A 12,307-nucleotide genomic window follows, 5' to 3' on the forward strand; every position below is an offset into this window, starting at 1 on the left:
TTCGTGGCGCAGCTCGTTGATGGCCTGCCGGAAATTGGCAGCGCCGCCCCGGTTGGTGCGGCATTTTGTCGCAAGATCACGGTCGCTCAGGGGAGTGCGCCCGTTTTTCTTGAGACATGTCATGATCTTCTTGCGGTAGCTTTCGACGCTCTCAGCGCCTCCGAACTGTGTATTTGCCATAAATACAAATCCTTCCCGCCGCCCATTGCGGCATCTCTTTTCTCATTTTCTTTCTCATTTTCTCAAATTTTTCTTGGCATAGGCAAAAAAACATCCTGTGCATCAGTGTCGCTCTTGCATCGAAGGATAACACCAAAAACACAGGATAGAATTTCGATTGCTTATTTTGTCAGCAGCGGCATTACGATATCCATGAACAGAATCAGTACAAAGAACACGATCGAAAACCAGAATGTCACTTTTCTCAGACGTGCTTCCTTGGTACGGCCACGGTTCTTGTCGTAGAACGAATCGTTGCTTGCACCGGTCAGTGCGGCGGTTGCATTCTGCGGCTTCTGCTCCTGCATCAGACAGATGACTGTGATGATGGCACTTGCCAGCAGAACAGCGGAACCCAGAATGATTTCCAGTACTCCCATGGGAATTTCCTCCTGTTTCAATTTTTTACCCGACAGACAGACGCTGCCTGTAACTTTTCAATATTTCTTTTATTATATCACATCCGCACCAAAAATGCAAGGACTTTTCCGCAAAAAAATAGACAAAGAACCCCTTTTGAAACTGGTGATTTTTCATGAAATCATGGCATATGATACAGAGAACGAACCGCTTCGGCGTCTGCGGGCAGGCGCTGCGCAAAGGAAAGGAGATCGCTTGACGATGAAAACACAACAGCCGCCGGCACCTGCCGGACATCACAACCTGATTTTGGAAGACCGCGGAAAGCTGACGCTGACCGGTGTCACCGATGTGGACTGCTTTGACGAGCGCATCATCAATCTGTTCACCAGTCTGGGCGAACTGACTGTCAAGGGGCGGAATCTGCACATCAACGACGTGAGCGTGGAGAGCGGCGACATGACCATTACGGGGGACATCTGGCTACTGCAATACGGCGACAAAGACCGCCGAGGCCCGCTGTCGCTGCTGGGAAAGCTGTTCCGCTGATGGAGCTGGAGACGTTTTTCACGGTGCCGGAGCAGACAAGGCTGCTGTTCTGCGCCGTATTTCTGGGGATTCCGCTGGGGCTTTGCTTCGATGTGCTGCGTGTCCTGCGGATGCTTCTGCCCCATGGAAAGCTGGCGGTGGCGCTGGAGGATACGGCGTTTCTGCTGGTCTGGGGCGGTGCGCTGCTCTGCTTTGCCGGCATCTTTGCCCGGGGGGAAATGCGTGCCTATTACGCCTTGGGGAGCACGCTGGGATTCCTGCTGTACCGCTGTACCATCGGCACAGTAACAGTGCGTGTGCTGCACCGGATCTTCGGGGTGTCCGGCAGGGTGCTCCGCTGGCTCACAACGCCCCTTTTCCACGGTGTTGTGCGGATTTACGGTGTTTTGAAAGAGAAATTTGGCCATTTCGCCAAAGTTTCTGGAAAAGTTCATTTTTTTTGGCATTTGCCCTTGATTGTCATCCGAAAAGTATTGTATAATAACAAAAGGAAAACCGTCAAGAGGTGAAAATTGACAATGGCAAAGAAAAAGAAGCAGAAGGCGGAGAAAAAATCCAGACTGATTTTCCGGATTCTCCGCCGGACGGCGATCGCTGCTGCCATCATCGGCTGTACCGTCAGTGTGATCTCCACACAGTCCAGCATTGCGGAGAAAAAGACGGAGCTGGCGCAGTTGGAAAAGCAGATCGACAAGCTCACGGCGGACAACGAGGATCTGGAACGGATTCTGGCGAGCGACGACATCGACAGCTACATGGAACGTCTGGCACGGGAGGAATATAATTACGCCTATCCGGATGAAGCTCGCTTTTATGACACTTCCAGAAATTGACACAGACTTTGACGGGGCAGAACACGGAAGCACATCACGGCAGGCATGGCAGCGGTGCTGCCTGTCATCAGAAAGGGATATGGAGTTACATGCAGGTCGAAATTGGGAAAATCTATGAGGGCACAGTAAAGAATATTACAAACTATGGGACATTTGTGGATATCCATAACCCCGATGGGGAACGGATCATGGGCATGGTTCATATCTCTGAGATCTCCAGAAGCTATGTCAGCGAGATTCGGGATTTTGTGACAGAGGGACAGCAGGTGAAGGTCAAGGTCATCGGCATCAACCCGCAGGGAAAGATCAGCCTTTCCATGAAGCAGGCGGAAGAAGCGCCGGCTGGCGGCGACCGTCCCCAGCAGCGTGGCGATCATCGGGGACATGGTCCCCGCAGCGGCGGTCCCCGTCCGGAGGGCGGACAGCGCCGTGGCGGAAAGCCCAGCGTCTGGGAGCCGAAGAAGCGGCAGGCACCGTCGGAGATGACTTTTGAGGATATGCTCTCCCACTTCAAGCAGAACAGCGAGGAGAAGATGTGCGACATCAAGCGCAATACAGAGCGAAAGAATCGTTCCAGACGGAAGTGATTCTGAAAGAATCGGCGGACGGCAGAAATGCAGTCCGCTTTTTTGATGCCAAAGCCAAAAAAGAGGTACCTCCCTTGCAGGAGTGTACCTCTTTGTGTTCTTGCGTGACAGTCAGAAAACGCAGCGCTTATTTGCTGTCAGAATCGCTGTCGTCCTTTTTCTCGTCCTCTGCATCTGCTGTAATATGTGCCGGCTGGTCTGCGTCATCGTCGTCATCATCGGCATCTACAGCGCCTGCGAACGAGCAGAATCCGCCCTCGCATCCGCCGGCTTCCGGTGCGCTCTCTTCCTTGTCGGATTCCTCCGGCTTCGGAGCGTCGGTATCAGTCTTTTCGCAGCAGCAGTCGCTGTCGTCGTCCTCAGTCGGGATAGGATTCCCCGTACAGATGGTGACATCTCCGCCTTCCATGGGTTCCAGTCTTGCGTTCTGTTTCTTCTCGTGTGCCTTTTTCAGTGCAACGATGGTAGCTGCGGATGCAGCAGCGGCAGCCAAAACCATTGCGGCAATTGTAGTTGCTTTCATAACGATACCTCTTTTCTCCAAGACCGTTTCTGTTTCGTTCTGCCGTGGCCTGGAAAACGGCAGAACGACATTTGTTTTGTGAACCATAAAAAATCGGCGAGTGTGGAAATGTATGAGTGAAGCGCCTGTTGTCCTCTGCCTGCGCCTCCGGTTATTCCATTCTCCAGAGCTTGATCTTTTATGTGAACCGGACGATGTTCCGGTTCTGTTATTAGTATACCATGTTTCCGGAAAAAATACAAGTCCTTTTTCGCAACAATATTGATGATTCTGTCCACTTTTTTGAACTGCTTTTGAAAAGACTCACAAATTTCCGGTGCAGTGCATGGCAAGGGTGATGGCAGCGAGGGGGGCAGTTTCGCAGCGGAGAATGCGCTCTCCCAGCCAGACAGAAACGGCGCCGGCGTTCTGGAGCTGTTCCGCCTCCTCCGGATCGAAGCCTCCCTCGCTGCCCACTGCCATGGCGATGGTATGGCAGTTCTCGAAGGGCACCTGTGAAAACCGGATGCCGCCGTTCTCATACATTAAAATGGCACGGTCTGCCTCCTGCATTTCACGGCACATCTGCTGGAACGTGTAAAGCGCTGCAATCTCCGGAATCATGCCGCGCCCTGCCTGCTTGGCGGCGGAGGCGGCGATTTTTTGCAGACGGGGCAGTTTCTTGGCAAACTCCGCCGGCTTGGGGCGGGAGATGCAGCGGCGGGTAAGGACGGGAACAATGCGGACGGCTCCCAGTTCCACGGATTTCTGGATGATCTGTTCCAGCTTGTCTGCCTTGGGAAGCGCCTGATAGAGCGTCAGGGCGACCGACGGCTCTGCGGCACAGAGCGCCGAGGACAGCATTTCCAGATGCACTTCCTCCGGCGTGATGGAGCGGATCCGGCACTGGTAGTCCTTGCCGTAGGCACAGACCGTCAGCGGATCGCCTACACGCATCCGCAGGGACAGTCCGATGTGGCGGGCATCCGGCCCTGTGATGCAGATATCCGATTCGTCAAGTTCTTCTAAAAAAAATCGTGGCATAATGCGACCTCCTGTGGATCAAGTGCCTTTTTTGCACGCTTTGGTTTGACATTCTGAGAAAAATATGATACAGTAGTAACGATGAGAATTTGTTCCGATTTTTTGTCATCGGGCAGATCGAAATGCAGAAAGGATGTATCATTATGAACTATACTTCAACCCTGCGCCGTGGAACAGCTGCGGTTCTGGCAGGGGCGCTTTTGCTGAGCTTTGCCGGCTGTGCGGACAACCAGACCAACGAGGGAACTGATATCCCCATGGAGAACCTCGCCTACGGCGCAACGCTGCGGGAGGACACCTCCCACGATTTCACCATTGAGTACGACAAGCGGTTTCTGGAGCAGGACGAACTGGATCTGCTGTTCAGCTACTACGACTCCATTCAGAAGCAGGATGTGACGGAATTCACCTCCTGCATCGTGGATTTCTATCTGGACTATATTATTGAAAACATGTACGGCGGTCTACTTCAGAGCGATGCCTATCTGACCAAGGTGCACGATGCGTTCCAGACGGCAGCCGGCGGTGACTTCACGTTCTCCTATCTTCAGATCACGGACTGTAAGGATGAGGATTCTCCCACTTCCGGCGTGGACTATCTCAAGGATATGTTCAACACCCTACAGGGGGAGGACTACTGGACGACCCACGTCAGGGATTGCAAGGCGCTGACGACCAAGATCGCCATGACCAGCGGTGATAAGAGCGTGGATAGTCAGGACATGACGGTCTATCTGGTCAATCTGGACGGCACGCTTTACGTCTGCCCGTGAGAATCGGCGGAATCGGCGTCCTTGTCATCGGTTTCTCCGGTGAGAAGCTGGCGCTGACGCTTTTTCTCCGCCTGAATCCGGCGCTGTTCCTCGCCGAGTTTCAGCATTGCGGTGCGAAAACGGTGAAACAGCACGACCATTACAATGAGATAGATCACGGTGATGCCCACCAGCAGCACGATCTTCCATTCCTCTTTTCCCATGGGTTTCTCCCTTCTGTCTTTGGTTACGGTCAAAATAGTTTGTCAAGTCGATTGGAATAGTTTCATTATAGTATGTTCCGGAAATTTTGTCAAGGTGCGGTGTGGGAGAGGAGAATTCGGTTCTGCGGACGGCGCAGCCGCCAATGGGTGAAAAAACGTGCAGAATTTTTTCCGTTTTGCAAGAATTTCTGTCCGTTTTGCAATAAAGCACTTGCAACAAATCGGAAACTGTGGTATAATATCTTCGTCTGTTGCTCTGTGCGAAGTGGGAGCGCAGCGTAACCTTTTCCGCAAGCCGGCAGAATGCATCTGCGGTGCGGAACGCATTTTATTTTTAAGGAGGAATTCCATGTCTAACAACAAGACCCAAGCCGCTGTTGTGTCAAAAAGCCCGAAGGGCGCCAAGCACATCACAGCCGGCGGCGTCCTGTCTGGTCTGGGAAAATGGATTGCCCGCAATCGGGTTTACTTTGCGGCATTTCTCATTCCGGCAGCGCTGACCTATCTGGCGTATGCGATCTTCGGATTGTATCCGTTCGGGGAGGAGTCGGTGCTCTGTCTGGACCTGAACGGACAGTACGTCTACTACTTCGAGGCCCTGCGTGATGCGTTTTGGGGCGACGGAAGTATTTTCTACAACTGGTCCCGCAATCTCTCCGGAGAGTTTATAGGAATCATCGGGTATTATCTGGCGAGTCCGTTTACCCTGATCGTCCTGCTCCTGCCGGAGAAGTTCATGCTGAGCAGTCTGCTCATTATGCAGCTGTGCAAGCTGGGTGCGGCGGGTGTGACATTTAGTTATTTCCTGCAAAAGCGGCGTAATGTCAAGCCGCTCCAGTCTCTGCTGTTCTCCACCATGTATGCCATGATGGCATATGCGGTAATTCAGCTGATCGACCCCATGTGGCTGGACGGACTGGTAATGCTGCCGCTGATCATGCTTGGCATTGAGTATATGGTGGACGACGGCAGACGCCTGAACTACATCATCCCCCTTGCCATCATGTGTGTGGCAAACTTCTACATCGGCTACATGATCTGCATCTATGTTGCCCTCTACTTCCTGTTCTACCTCTTCTTTGGCTCGGACAGGAAGCGGAAGCCCTACGACTATGCAGCCACCATCGTCCGTGCCATCTACTCCTCTGTTGTGGCACTGGCATGTGCGGCGTTCATGCTCCTACCGGTATACTATGCGCTGAAGCTCGGTAAGTTCGAATTTACCGATCCGGACTACAGCTTCCGCTTCCAGTCGGAATTCGGTCTGCTGGATCTGCTGCCGCAGCTGCTGCCGGCACAGTACGACTCTGTCAACGTACAGGGCAAGCCGGAGATCTACTGCGGTCTGCTGACAATTGTCCTGCTGCCGCTGTTCTACATGAACACCAAGATCAGCACCAAGAAGAAGATCGGCTACACCGCACTGGTTGTCATCATGGTTTTCTGCATGATGTGCGTTCCGGTGGACATGATGTGGCACGGCGGACAGGTGCCGAACTGGCTGCCGTTCCGCTACTCTTTCCTGCTGTCCTTTACGTTCCTGACCATGGCGGCAACCACATGGGGCAAGATGGAGGGCGTCAAGAAGAAGCACCTGCTGATCTCTCTGGCAATTGCCCTTGCTGTCGTGCTGTACGTGGGATTCAAGAAGTACGATCAGATGGCATCCGGCGCCGTTTGGATTGCCGGCGGTCTGATCGGCATCTACCTGATCCTGCTGTACTTCCTCACCGGCAATGCGCTCCTGCCCGGCAAAAAGACATTCAACATCGCCCTGTCTGCGATCATGCTCTTTGTTGTGGGCAGTGAGGCGACCTATAATGCCGTGGACTCCATGAAGGACATTGACGACGAAGTGGCATACTCCACCCGTGCGTCCTACCAGAACTACGTGTGGAACGGCCGTGCGGCAACCGATGCGCTGGAGGAATACGATCCCGGTCTGTACCGTGCGGAAAAGACATTCTTCCGCTGCGTCAACGACAATGCGGCATTTGGACTGAAAGGTATCTCCCACTCCAGTTCCGTCATGAATACCCGTGTCATCAACTTCATTGAAACCATGGGCTATTGCATGCACAGCTATTATACCCGTTATGACGGCAATACGCCTCTCGCCGACTCGCTGCTTGGCATCAAGTACGTGCTGGATCGCGGCGATTCCAACCGTCTGCTGAACCCGACCTATGAGCCGGTATTGCAGTACGACTACACTAACGAAAACGACGTGGACAAGACCATCACCGCCTACGAGAACCCCAATGCGCTCTCCATGGGCTATATGGTCAACAGCGATGTCACCAAGATCGACCATCTGGGCAACGACAACCCGTTCAACAGCCAGAACATCTTCCTGAGCACCATGAGCGGCAACACCGTCTTTGATGAAAACGGACAGTTCGAGTCGTGGCACGAGTACTATACGCCACTCCAGCTGGCAGAAGATATGGTGGTCAGCGATGCGGTCACCACAAGCCCGTACGGCGAACAGACTAAGTTTGAGGACAACGGCAGCGGCGACCCAACGGTGGACTTCCATCTGGTGGCAGAGTCTGACGAGCCGATCTACCTGTACTTCAAGACGGAGTTCCAGCACAAGGTGAACCTGTGGACTGCCTCCTGGACAGAATCCGAGTGGAACGACTGCGAGAGCACCTGGAGCGCAGAGAATCCGGACGGCACATTCAACTGGAGAGCTGCAGACCAGCAGGCAAACGCACAGTCCCGCTTCACCGGTCTGGGCGAGTACTTCGAGGGCGATAACTACACCATCCTGCGTCTTGGCGAATACGAGCCGGGCACAAAGATCACCGTTCGTATGACCGTTGCCAACGATTACACCATCGTCAAGAACTTCCTCTTCTACACCTTCCATCCGGATCTGTTCCAGCAGGACATCGATACCCTGAAGCAGAACCAGTGGAATATCACCGACTACAGCGCACGGAAGATCACCGGCGAGATCACCGCAGAGGACGGTCAGCTGATGATGACCAGCATCCCGTATGAGCCGGGCTGGAGCATCAAGGTAGACGGCAAGCGTGTGGACAATCTGGTGGAAGAAGTCAAGAATGACGACGGCAGCATCAGTCTGAAAAACCAGAGCGGCGACAGCGGACAGATCGTCGTGGTTGATGCCATGGTCGGTCTGCGGCTTCCTGCCGGCACCCACACCGTTACCATGACGTATACCCCGCCGGGGTGGTGGATCGGTATTGCATTGCTGGCAGGCGGAATTGTCCTGCTGGTGGTATTCTGGTTCGGCGACCGCAAGCGCTATGCAGTGATGCTGGCAGAGCTGGCACAGCAGCAGGAGCGGGAGCGTCAGGAGGCTGCAAAGCGTGCCAAGATGAAGTCCGCAAAGGCTGCCAAGGAGAGCAGTCCGGAGGCACTTCTGGAGAAGCTGGAGGCACTGCATAAGCAGGGCGTTCTGGACGACGCAGAGTTCGAGGAAAAGAAGGCTGCGATCCTGAAGAAGAAGCCGGCAGAGAACGCCGGGGATCCGCCGAAGCCGTCTGAGAAAAAAGACAGCGATGACGGCGGCACCGAGGATTCGGCAGATTAACACCGCAAGAAAAGCTTGACAGGTACGCCGAAATGGTGTACGATAAGAGCACGTGGGCTGACACGATTCAATCCGATGGCAGGCTCTCTCTGGACTTGCCAACTCTGTTGCGAAAGATACAGAGCGTCGGCGAAGGCGACGAAATTCCTCGCTCCCCTGCCGGACATAAGGGCCGGCGTAGTTGGGCGGACAACAGAAAAATCAGTCGTCAAAAGGCGGGAGCATTGCTGCGGTAATGCACCGCCTTTTGGAACGTCACAACCGATACACAGGCTGTGGTGAAAAAACGTGGGCTGACACGATTCAATCCGATGGCAGGATGTCTCTGGACCTGCCAACTCTGTTGCGAAAGATACAGGGCGTCGGCGAAGGCGACGAAATTCCTCGCTGCGCTGCCGGACATGAGGGCCGGTATGGTTGGGCGGACAACAGAAAAATCAGTCATCAAAAGGCGGTAGTATTGCTGCGGTAATGCACCGGCTTTTGGAACGCTGCGGCGAAAAAACGTGGGCTGACACGGTATCAATCCACGGTGGCACCTTGTGTGCGACCGATCCTGTTGCGAAAGATACAGGACGCTGGCAGGCAGCGAAAAACCTTGCTCCAATGCCGGACGTAAGAGCCGGCCCCGTTGGTTGGACAACAGAAAAATCAGTCACAAAAAGGAGGGAGCATTGCCAAGGTAATGCACTGAATTTTTAAAACCCAGAGAACCAGAGAAAGAGAATCCCCCGCATCCGGTGATGTTCCGGATGCGGGGGATTCTTGTTGCTTGTGGAAAGAATAGAATCAAAGTGTTTTTTGCATTTGCAGATAGTTCACGGGCTGGAATCCCATCCGCTCATAGAGCGCACGGGCACGGGGATTCTCCTGTGTTACTTCCAGCCGGATGGCAGCCGCTTTGCCCTTGAGATCTTCTGACAGGGCTTCGATTGCCTGCGTGCCGTAGCCCCTGCCCTGATACGCCGGACGGAAGTAGATCTCCTCCAGCCATACCAGCACACCGCCTGCCTCATGCTGCATGGTGCGGTTGGTGACGACAAAACCGGCGGGCTTGCCGCTGTCCAGAAAGATGTAGCCGCCCAGATACTGATCGGAGCGCAGAATCTCCTGAAATGCCCAGTGGTGGCGCTCCGGCGGAATGGGGTGGAGCACTGCCTCAGAGTGGTAGAATTCCTCTGCCATTTCGCAGAATGCCGCCTCGTCTGCCGGCTCGAAGCGTCGAACTTGCAGATTGTTCATCGGCTGTTTCCGCCTCCTCCGTGGCTTCCTCCGCTGGAACTGGTGTGGCTGCTTCCGCCGCCGCCTCCACCACCCCACCACCGCCGCCGCTGCTGCTTTCGATCTTGGTGCGGGTGCGGTAGGTGCGGAGAAACTGATCGGTGTTCCGCTTATGGCGAATCTTGCCGGCTTCCAGATAGTTCCGCATGTTGCCGGCGGTCTTGAACTGGTAGCTGGAGCGGATGATGAGCAGCGAAAGTCCGAACGCAATGAGTGCGCCGGCAATGGCAATGAGAATAATCATGCCCCAGCTTAGTTTCGCTGTGTATTCCTCGGGCAGCTCGGATACCTCTTTCACCACGCCGTTCTGCATGATGAGGTACTTGCCGCTGTCCTCGTTGTAGGTATAGTAGGTGTCGCTGGGCGCACCCTTCTCGGCGTAGTATTCCAGATTGTAGCAGAACTGGTGGAGTGCGCCGGGGATATCCTCGCTGCCACGCACCAGATAGGGGTTCATGCAGGAGAAAATCTCCGAAACACGGTCGGAGGAACTGGAGTTGGTGTAGTAGAACTGTCCCTTTCCGCTGGTAGAAATGTAGTCGTACAGATGAGAGGCACCGGACATATCCAGATAGAGGAATACACCGTCGGTGTTGATGCCGTACAGTTCATCGTACTGGTCATCGCAGAACGCAACGGTGTCCGCATCGCTGCCGTCGCCGACCTCTGTTGTGCCGATCCAAACGCCGATGTTCATGCCGGTCTGGTCGGCGGTGTCCTGAAGCTCTGAGAGGACTGCGGAAAATTCCGAGTCAGTCAGCAGATAGCCCTCGTCGCAGAGATAGACATTGTCCTCTTGTGCAACAGAGGTTGTCGCAGCCGTGGGCAGTGCCATCGCACCGGCGCACAGACCAATGGTGAGCAGTGTTGCTGCACTGCGCAGGAGTGTTGTCTTCATCGGAAAATCCCCCCTCCAAACAGCAGGAAAATAATCAGCACCACCACGCCCAGCGCACTGCTGAACAGCAGCGCTTTCGCCCAGCTGAGAGGCGGTGTGCCGGATTGCTTGCCGGTCTGTCCGTTTATGGCAAAGCTGTAGTCTTTTCCCTTGTACTGGTAATTGAGAAACCACACGGGCAGCAGCACATAGTCGTGCTGCATCTGGCGCAGCTGGATATCCCGCTGCTGCACAGAAAAGGAGGAGTAGCCGGACACGCTCTCCCGCAGCAAGGCAATGCTCTTGTCCTCCACACGCTGTTTCACCCGCGGGAAAACATCGTCATAGGAATCATCGTATTTCTGCGCCATAAATCCGCTCAGATACTGCATGCTGAAGGTTTTCATCTTGTCGTAAGGGAACGGCTCGATGGCGTCCATCAGAGCGTCGTCGATTTTCTTGGAGCCGTCTGCCGGAACGCCTTTATACGGGATGTCGGCAGCACGCTCTACCAGATATTCCTGCGTTTCTGTCACCTGATAGTCGTCGTCTCTCCACGAGCGAACCTTTTTTCCGATGCCGCTCATACTGGTATCGGCGATGCAGTTGGTCAGCCAAAATGGCACGTAGATACCGCTCATCTTCTCCAGCTGCTTTTCCGAGGTGAAGCCCTTGGGCAGGAACCAGCGCTTTTTACACCACTTATGGAAGCATGCCAGTGCCTGATCCTTGGTGATGGAAAAGGGCAGAACCCACGCCGGACAGTATTCGCCCTGCAGCCGTCCGGCAAGCACCACCGGAGCGTGGCAGTAGTAGCAGAATGTGGCGGAGGTTTCCGTCTCAGCGATGATCTGCGCCCCGCAGTTCTGGCAGGTGTAAAGCCGTGTGCCCTCTTCGAAAGCAGCCTCGTCCGCCTCGTTTTTCAGTGTGGCAGCGTCCGGATCAGCATCGGCATTCGCCTGATGCTCCATCTGGGCGTACATCTGCTCCATCTCCGCCTCGGTATAATGGCTGTCGCAGTACGGGCAGGAAAAATTCTGGTGTTCCGGATCGAAGGTCAGTTCTGCACCGCAGTTGGGGCACTTATATTGTACAGTATTCATGGATACAGTTCCTTTCGTTTCGGATTATGCGCGGCCCTTTCCGCAGTTGGTGCAGAACTTGCCCGTGTTAACCGCACCGCAGGAGCAGGTCCACTGCGCCGAAGCGGGCTTGGGAGAGCCGCAGTTGGTGCAGAACTTCCCTGTGTTGGTTGCGCCGCAGGAACAAGTCCAGCTTTCTGCCGGAGCCGGTTTGGGAGAACCGCAGTTGGTGCAGAACTTCCCCGTGTTGGTTGCGCCGCAGGAACAGGTCCAGCCGTTTGCCGGCGCAGCAGCAGCCTGCTGTGCAGCCTGTTGAGCCTGTTGTGCAGCCTGCTGCTGCATCTGCATTTGCTGGGCATTGGTGGCAGAGGCGCTGGACATAAATCCGCCGGCTCCCTGCATGCCCATGCCCATTGCCATAAATGCCTGACC

General features: G+C 54.6%; 15 protein-coding genes and 1 pseudogene. 7 read left to right on the forward strand and 9 right to left on the reverse strand.

The window, feature by feature from the left end; translation table 11 throughout:
• Both QZL66_RS07720 and secG read right to left on the reverse strand, forming a co-directional pair.
• The coding region (locus tag QZL66_RS07720) for a hypothetical protein (RefSeq protein ID WP_293601987.1) at nucleotides 1–180 on the reverse strand (180 nt) is incomplete at its 3' end.
• A 161-nt stretch (nucleotides 181–341) separates the two neighbouring features.
• Entirely contained in the window at nucleotides 342–599 is a 258-nt protein-coding gene (secG, locus tag QZL66_RS07725; protein WP_022411156.1) for a preprotein translocase subunit SecG, read from the reverse strand.
• A 241-nt stretch (nucleotides 600–840) separates the two neighbouring features.
• Here secG and QZL66_RS07730 point away from each other — a divergent pair, with 241 nt between their 5' ends.
• The 4 genes from QZL66_RS07730 to QZL66_RS07745 all read left to right on the forward strand — a co-directional run bounded on the left by QZL66_RS07730 (nucleotide 841) and on the right by QZL66_RS07745 (nucleotide 2,548).
• A complete protein-coding gene (locus tag QZL66_RS07730) occupies nucleotides 841–1,128 on the forward strand; it encodes a YabP/YqfC family sporulation protein (RefSeq protein ID WP_022411157.1) in 288 nt (95 codons plus the stop codon).
• The gene (gene yabQ / locus QZL66_RS07735) at nucleotides 1,128–1,637 is read left to right on the forward strand and encodes a spore cortex biosynthesis protein YabQ (RefSeq protein ID WP_022411158.1); all 510 of its coding nucleotides are present in this window, start codon (nucleotides 1,128–1,130) and stop codon (nucleotides 1,635–1,637) included. Before QZL66_RS07730 ends, yabQ begins: the two co-directional genes overlap by 1 nt.
• Nucleotides 1,638–1,646: 9 nt before the next feature.
• Nucleotides 1,647–1,961, forward strand: coding sequence for an FtsB family cell division protein (locus QZL66_RS07740; protein WP_022411159.1), 315 nt, complete (start codon nucleotides 1,647–1,649; stop codon nucleotides 1,959–1,961).
• A gap of 89 nt (nucleotides 1,962–2,050) precedes the next feature.
• Nucleotides 2,051–2,548, forward strand: coding sequence for a S1 RNA-binding domain-containing protein (locus QZL66_RS07745; RefSeq protein WP_022411160.1), 498 nt, complete (start codon nucleotides 2,051–2,053; stop codon nucleotides 2,546–2,548).
• Between the two features lie 127 nt (nucleotides 2,549–2,675).
• Here QZL66_RS07745 and QZL66_RS07750 read toward each other — a convergent pair whose 3' ends face one another.
• Both QZL66_RS07750 and QZL66_RS07755 read right to left on the reverse strand, forming a co-directional pair.
• A complete protein-coding gene (locus QZL66_RS07750) occupies nucleotides 2,676–3,071 on the reverse strand; it encodes a hypothetical protein (RefSeq protein ID WP_022411161.1) in 396 nt (131 codons plus the stop codon).
• A gap of 303 nt (nucleotides 3,072–3,374) precedes the next feature.
• Nucleotides 3,375–4,094: an RsmE family RNA methyltransferase gene (locus tag QZL66_RS07755; RefSeq protein WP_022411162.1), complete on the reverse strand. Its 720-nt coding sequence runs from the start codon at nucleotides 4,092–4,094 to the stop codon at nucleotides 3,375–3,377.
• A gap of 143 nt (nucleotides 4,095–4,237) precedes the next feature.
• On the opposite strand from QZL66_RS07755, the gene QZL66_RS07760 reads away from it, so the two are divergent.
• A complete protein-coding gene (locus QZL66_RS07760) occupies nucleotides 4,238–4,867 on the forward strand; it encodes a hypothetical protein (RefSeq protein ID WP_022411163.1) in 630 nt (209 codons plus the stop codon).
• On the opposite strand, the gene QZL66_RS07765 is transcribed toward QZL66_RS07760, so the two are convergent.
• Nucleotides 4,852–5,070, reverse strand: coding sequence for a hypothetical protein (locus QZL66_RS07765; protein WP_022411164.1), 219 nt, complete (start codon nucleotides 5,068–5,070; stop codon nucleotides 4,852–4,854). The two genes, QZL66_RS07760 and QZL66_RS07765, sit on opposite strands and share 16 nt — an antisense overlap.
• Nucleotides 5,071–5,419: 349 nt before the next feature.
• Here QZL66_RS07765 and QZL66_RS07770 point away from each other — a divergent pair, with 349 nt between their 5' ends.
• Entirely contained in the window at nucleotides 5,420–8,635 is a 3,216-nt protein-coding gene (locus QZL66_RS07770) for a YfhO family protein (RefSeq protein ID WP_022411165.1), read from the forward strand.
• Between the two features lie 417 nt (nucleotides 8,636–9,052).
• The gene (locus QZL66_RS07775) at nucleotides 9,053–9,337 is read left to right on the forward strand and encodes a hypothetical protein (protein WP_293601990.1); all 285 of its coding nucleotides are present in this window, start codon (nucleotides 9,053–9,055) and stop codon (nucleotides 9,335–9,337) included.
• Nucleotides 9,338–9,424: 87 nt separating this feature from the next.
• Here the strand turns inward: QZL66_RS07775 and QZL66_RS07780 are convergent, their stop codons facing one another.
• The 4 genes and pseudogenes from QZL66_RS07780 to QZL66_RS07795 all read right to left on the reverse strand — a co-directional run.
• Nucleotides 9,425–9,820, reverse strand: coding sequence for a GNAT family N-acetyltransferase (locus QZL66_RS07780; protein ID WP_022411166.1), 396 nt, complete (start codon nucleotides 9,818–9,820; stop codon nucleotides 9,425–9,427).
• Entirely contained in the window at nucleotides 9,795–10,814 is a 1,020-nt protein-coding gene (locus tag QZL66_RS07785; protein WP_022411167.1) for a hypothetical protein, read from the reverse strand. Before QZL66_RS07785 ends, QZL66_RS07780 begins: the two co-directional genes overlap by 26 nt.
• A complete protein-coding gene (locus QZL66_RS07790; RefSeq protein WP_022411168.1) occupies nucleotides 10,811–11,896 on the reverse strand; it encodes a TFIIB-type zinc ribbon-containing protein in 1,086 nt (361 codons plus the stop codon). The genes QZL66_RS07785 and QZL66_RS07790 overlap by 4 nt, the downstream gene beginning before the upstream one ends.
• 24 nt (nucleotides 11,897–11,920) lie before the next feature.
• Nucleotides 11,921–12,307 (reverse strand): annotated as a pseudogene (locus QZL66_RS07795) (virion core protein); the annotation flags it as partial.

The sequence above is a fragment of the Ruminococcus sp. CAG:330 genome, from assembly GCF_000437175.1.
Classification (GTDB): domain Bacteria; phylum Bacillota; class Clostridia; order Oscillospirales; family Ruminococcaceae; genus Ruminococcus_C.

Coding starts and splice junctions, on each gene's coding strand:
- QZL66_RS07755 (WP_022411162.1), bottom strand. CDS start 4,094: ATGCCACGATTTTTTTTAGAAGAACTTGACGAATCGGATATCTGCATC.
- QZL66_RS07790 (WP_022411168.1), bottom strand. CDS start 11,896: ATGAATACTGTACAATATAAGTGCCCCAACTGCGGTGCAGAACTGACC.
- QZL66_RS07750 (WP_022411161.1), bottom strand. CDS start 3,071: ATGAAAGCAACTACAATTGCCGCAATGGTTTTGGCTGCCGCTGCTGCA.
- QZL66_RS07780 (WP_022411166.1), bottom strand. CDS start 9,820: ATGGCAGAGGAATTCTACCACTCTGAGGCAGTGCTCCACCCCATTCCG.
- QZL66_RS07745 (WP_022411160.1), top strand. CDS start 2,051: ATGCAGGTCGAAATTGGGAAAATCTATGAGGGCACAGTAAAGAATATT.
- QZL66_RS07765 (WP_022411164.1), bottom strand. CDS start 5,070: ATGGGAAAAGAGGAATGGAAGATCGTGCTGCTGGTGGGCATCACCGTG.
- secG (WP_022411156.1), bottom strand. CDS start 599: ATGGGAGTACTGGAAATCATTCTGGGTTCCGCTGTTCTGCTGGCAAGT.
- QZL66_RS07770 (WP_022411165.1), top strand. CDS start 5,420: ATGTCTAACAACAAGACCCAAGCCGCTGTTGTGTCAAAAAGCCCGAAG.
- yabQ (WP_022411158.1), top strand. CDS start 1,128: ATGGAGCTGGAGACGTTTTTCACGGTGCCGGAGCAGACAAGGCTGCTG.
- QZL66_RS07730 (WP_022411157.1), top strand. CDS start 841: ATGAAAACACAACAGCCGCCGGCACCTGCCGGACATCACAACCTGATT.
- QZL66_RS07760 (WP_022411163.1), top strand. CDS start 4,238: ATGAACTATACTTCAACCCTGCGCCGTGGAACAGCTGCGGTTCTGGCA.
- QZL66_RS07785 (WP_022411167.1), bottom strand. CDS start 10,814: ATGAAGACAACACTCCTGCGCAGTGCAGCAACACTGCTCACCATTGGT.
- QZL66_RS07740 (WP_022411159.1), top strand. CDS start 1,647: ATGGCAAAGAAAAAGAAGCAGAAGGCGGAGAAAAAATCCAGACTGATT.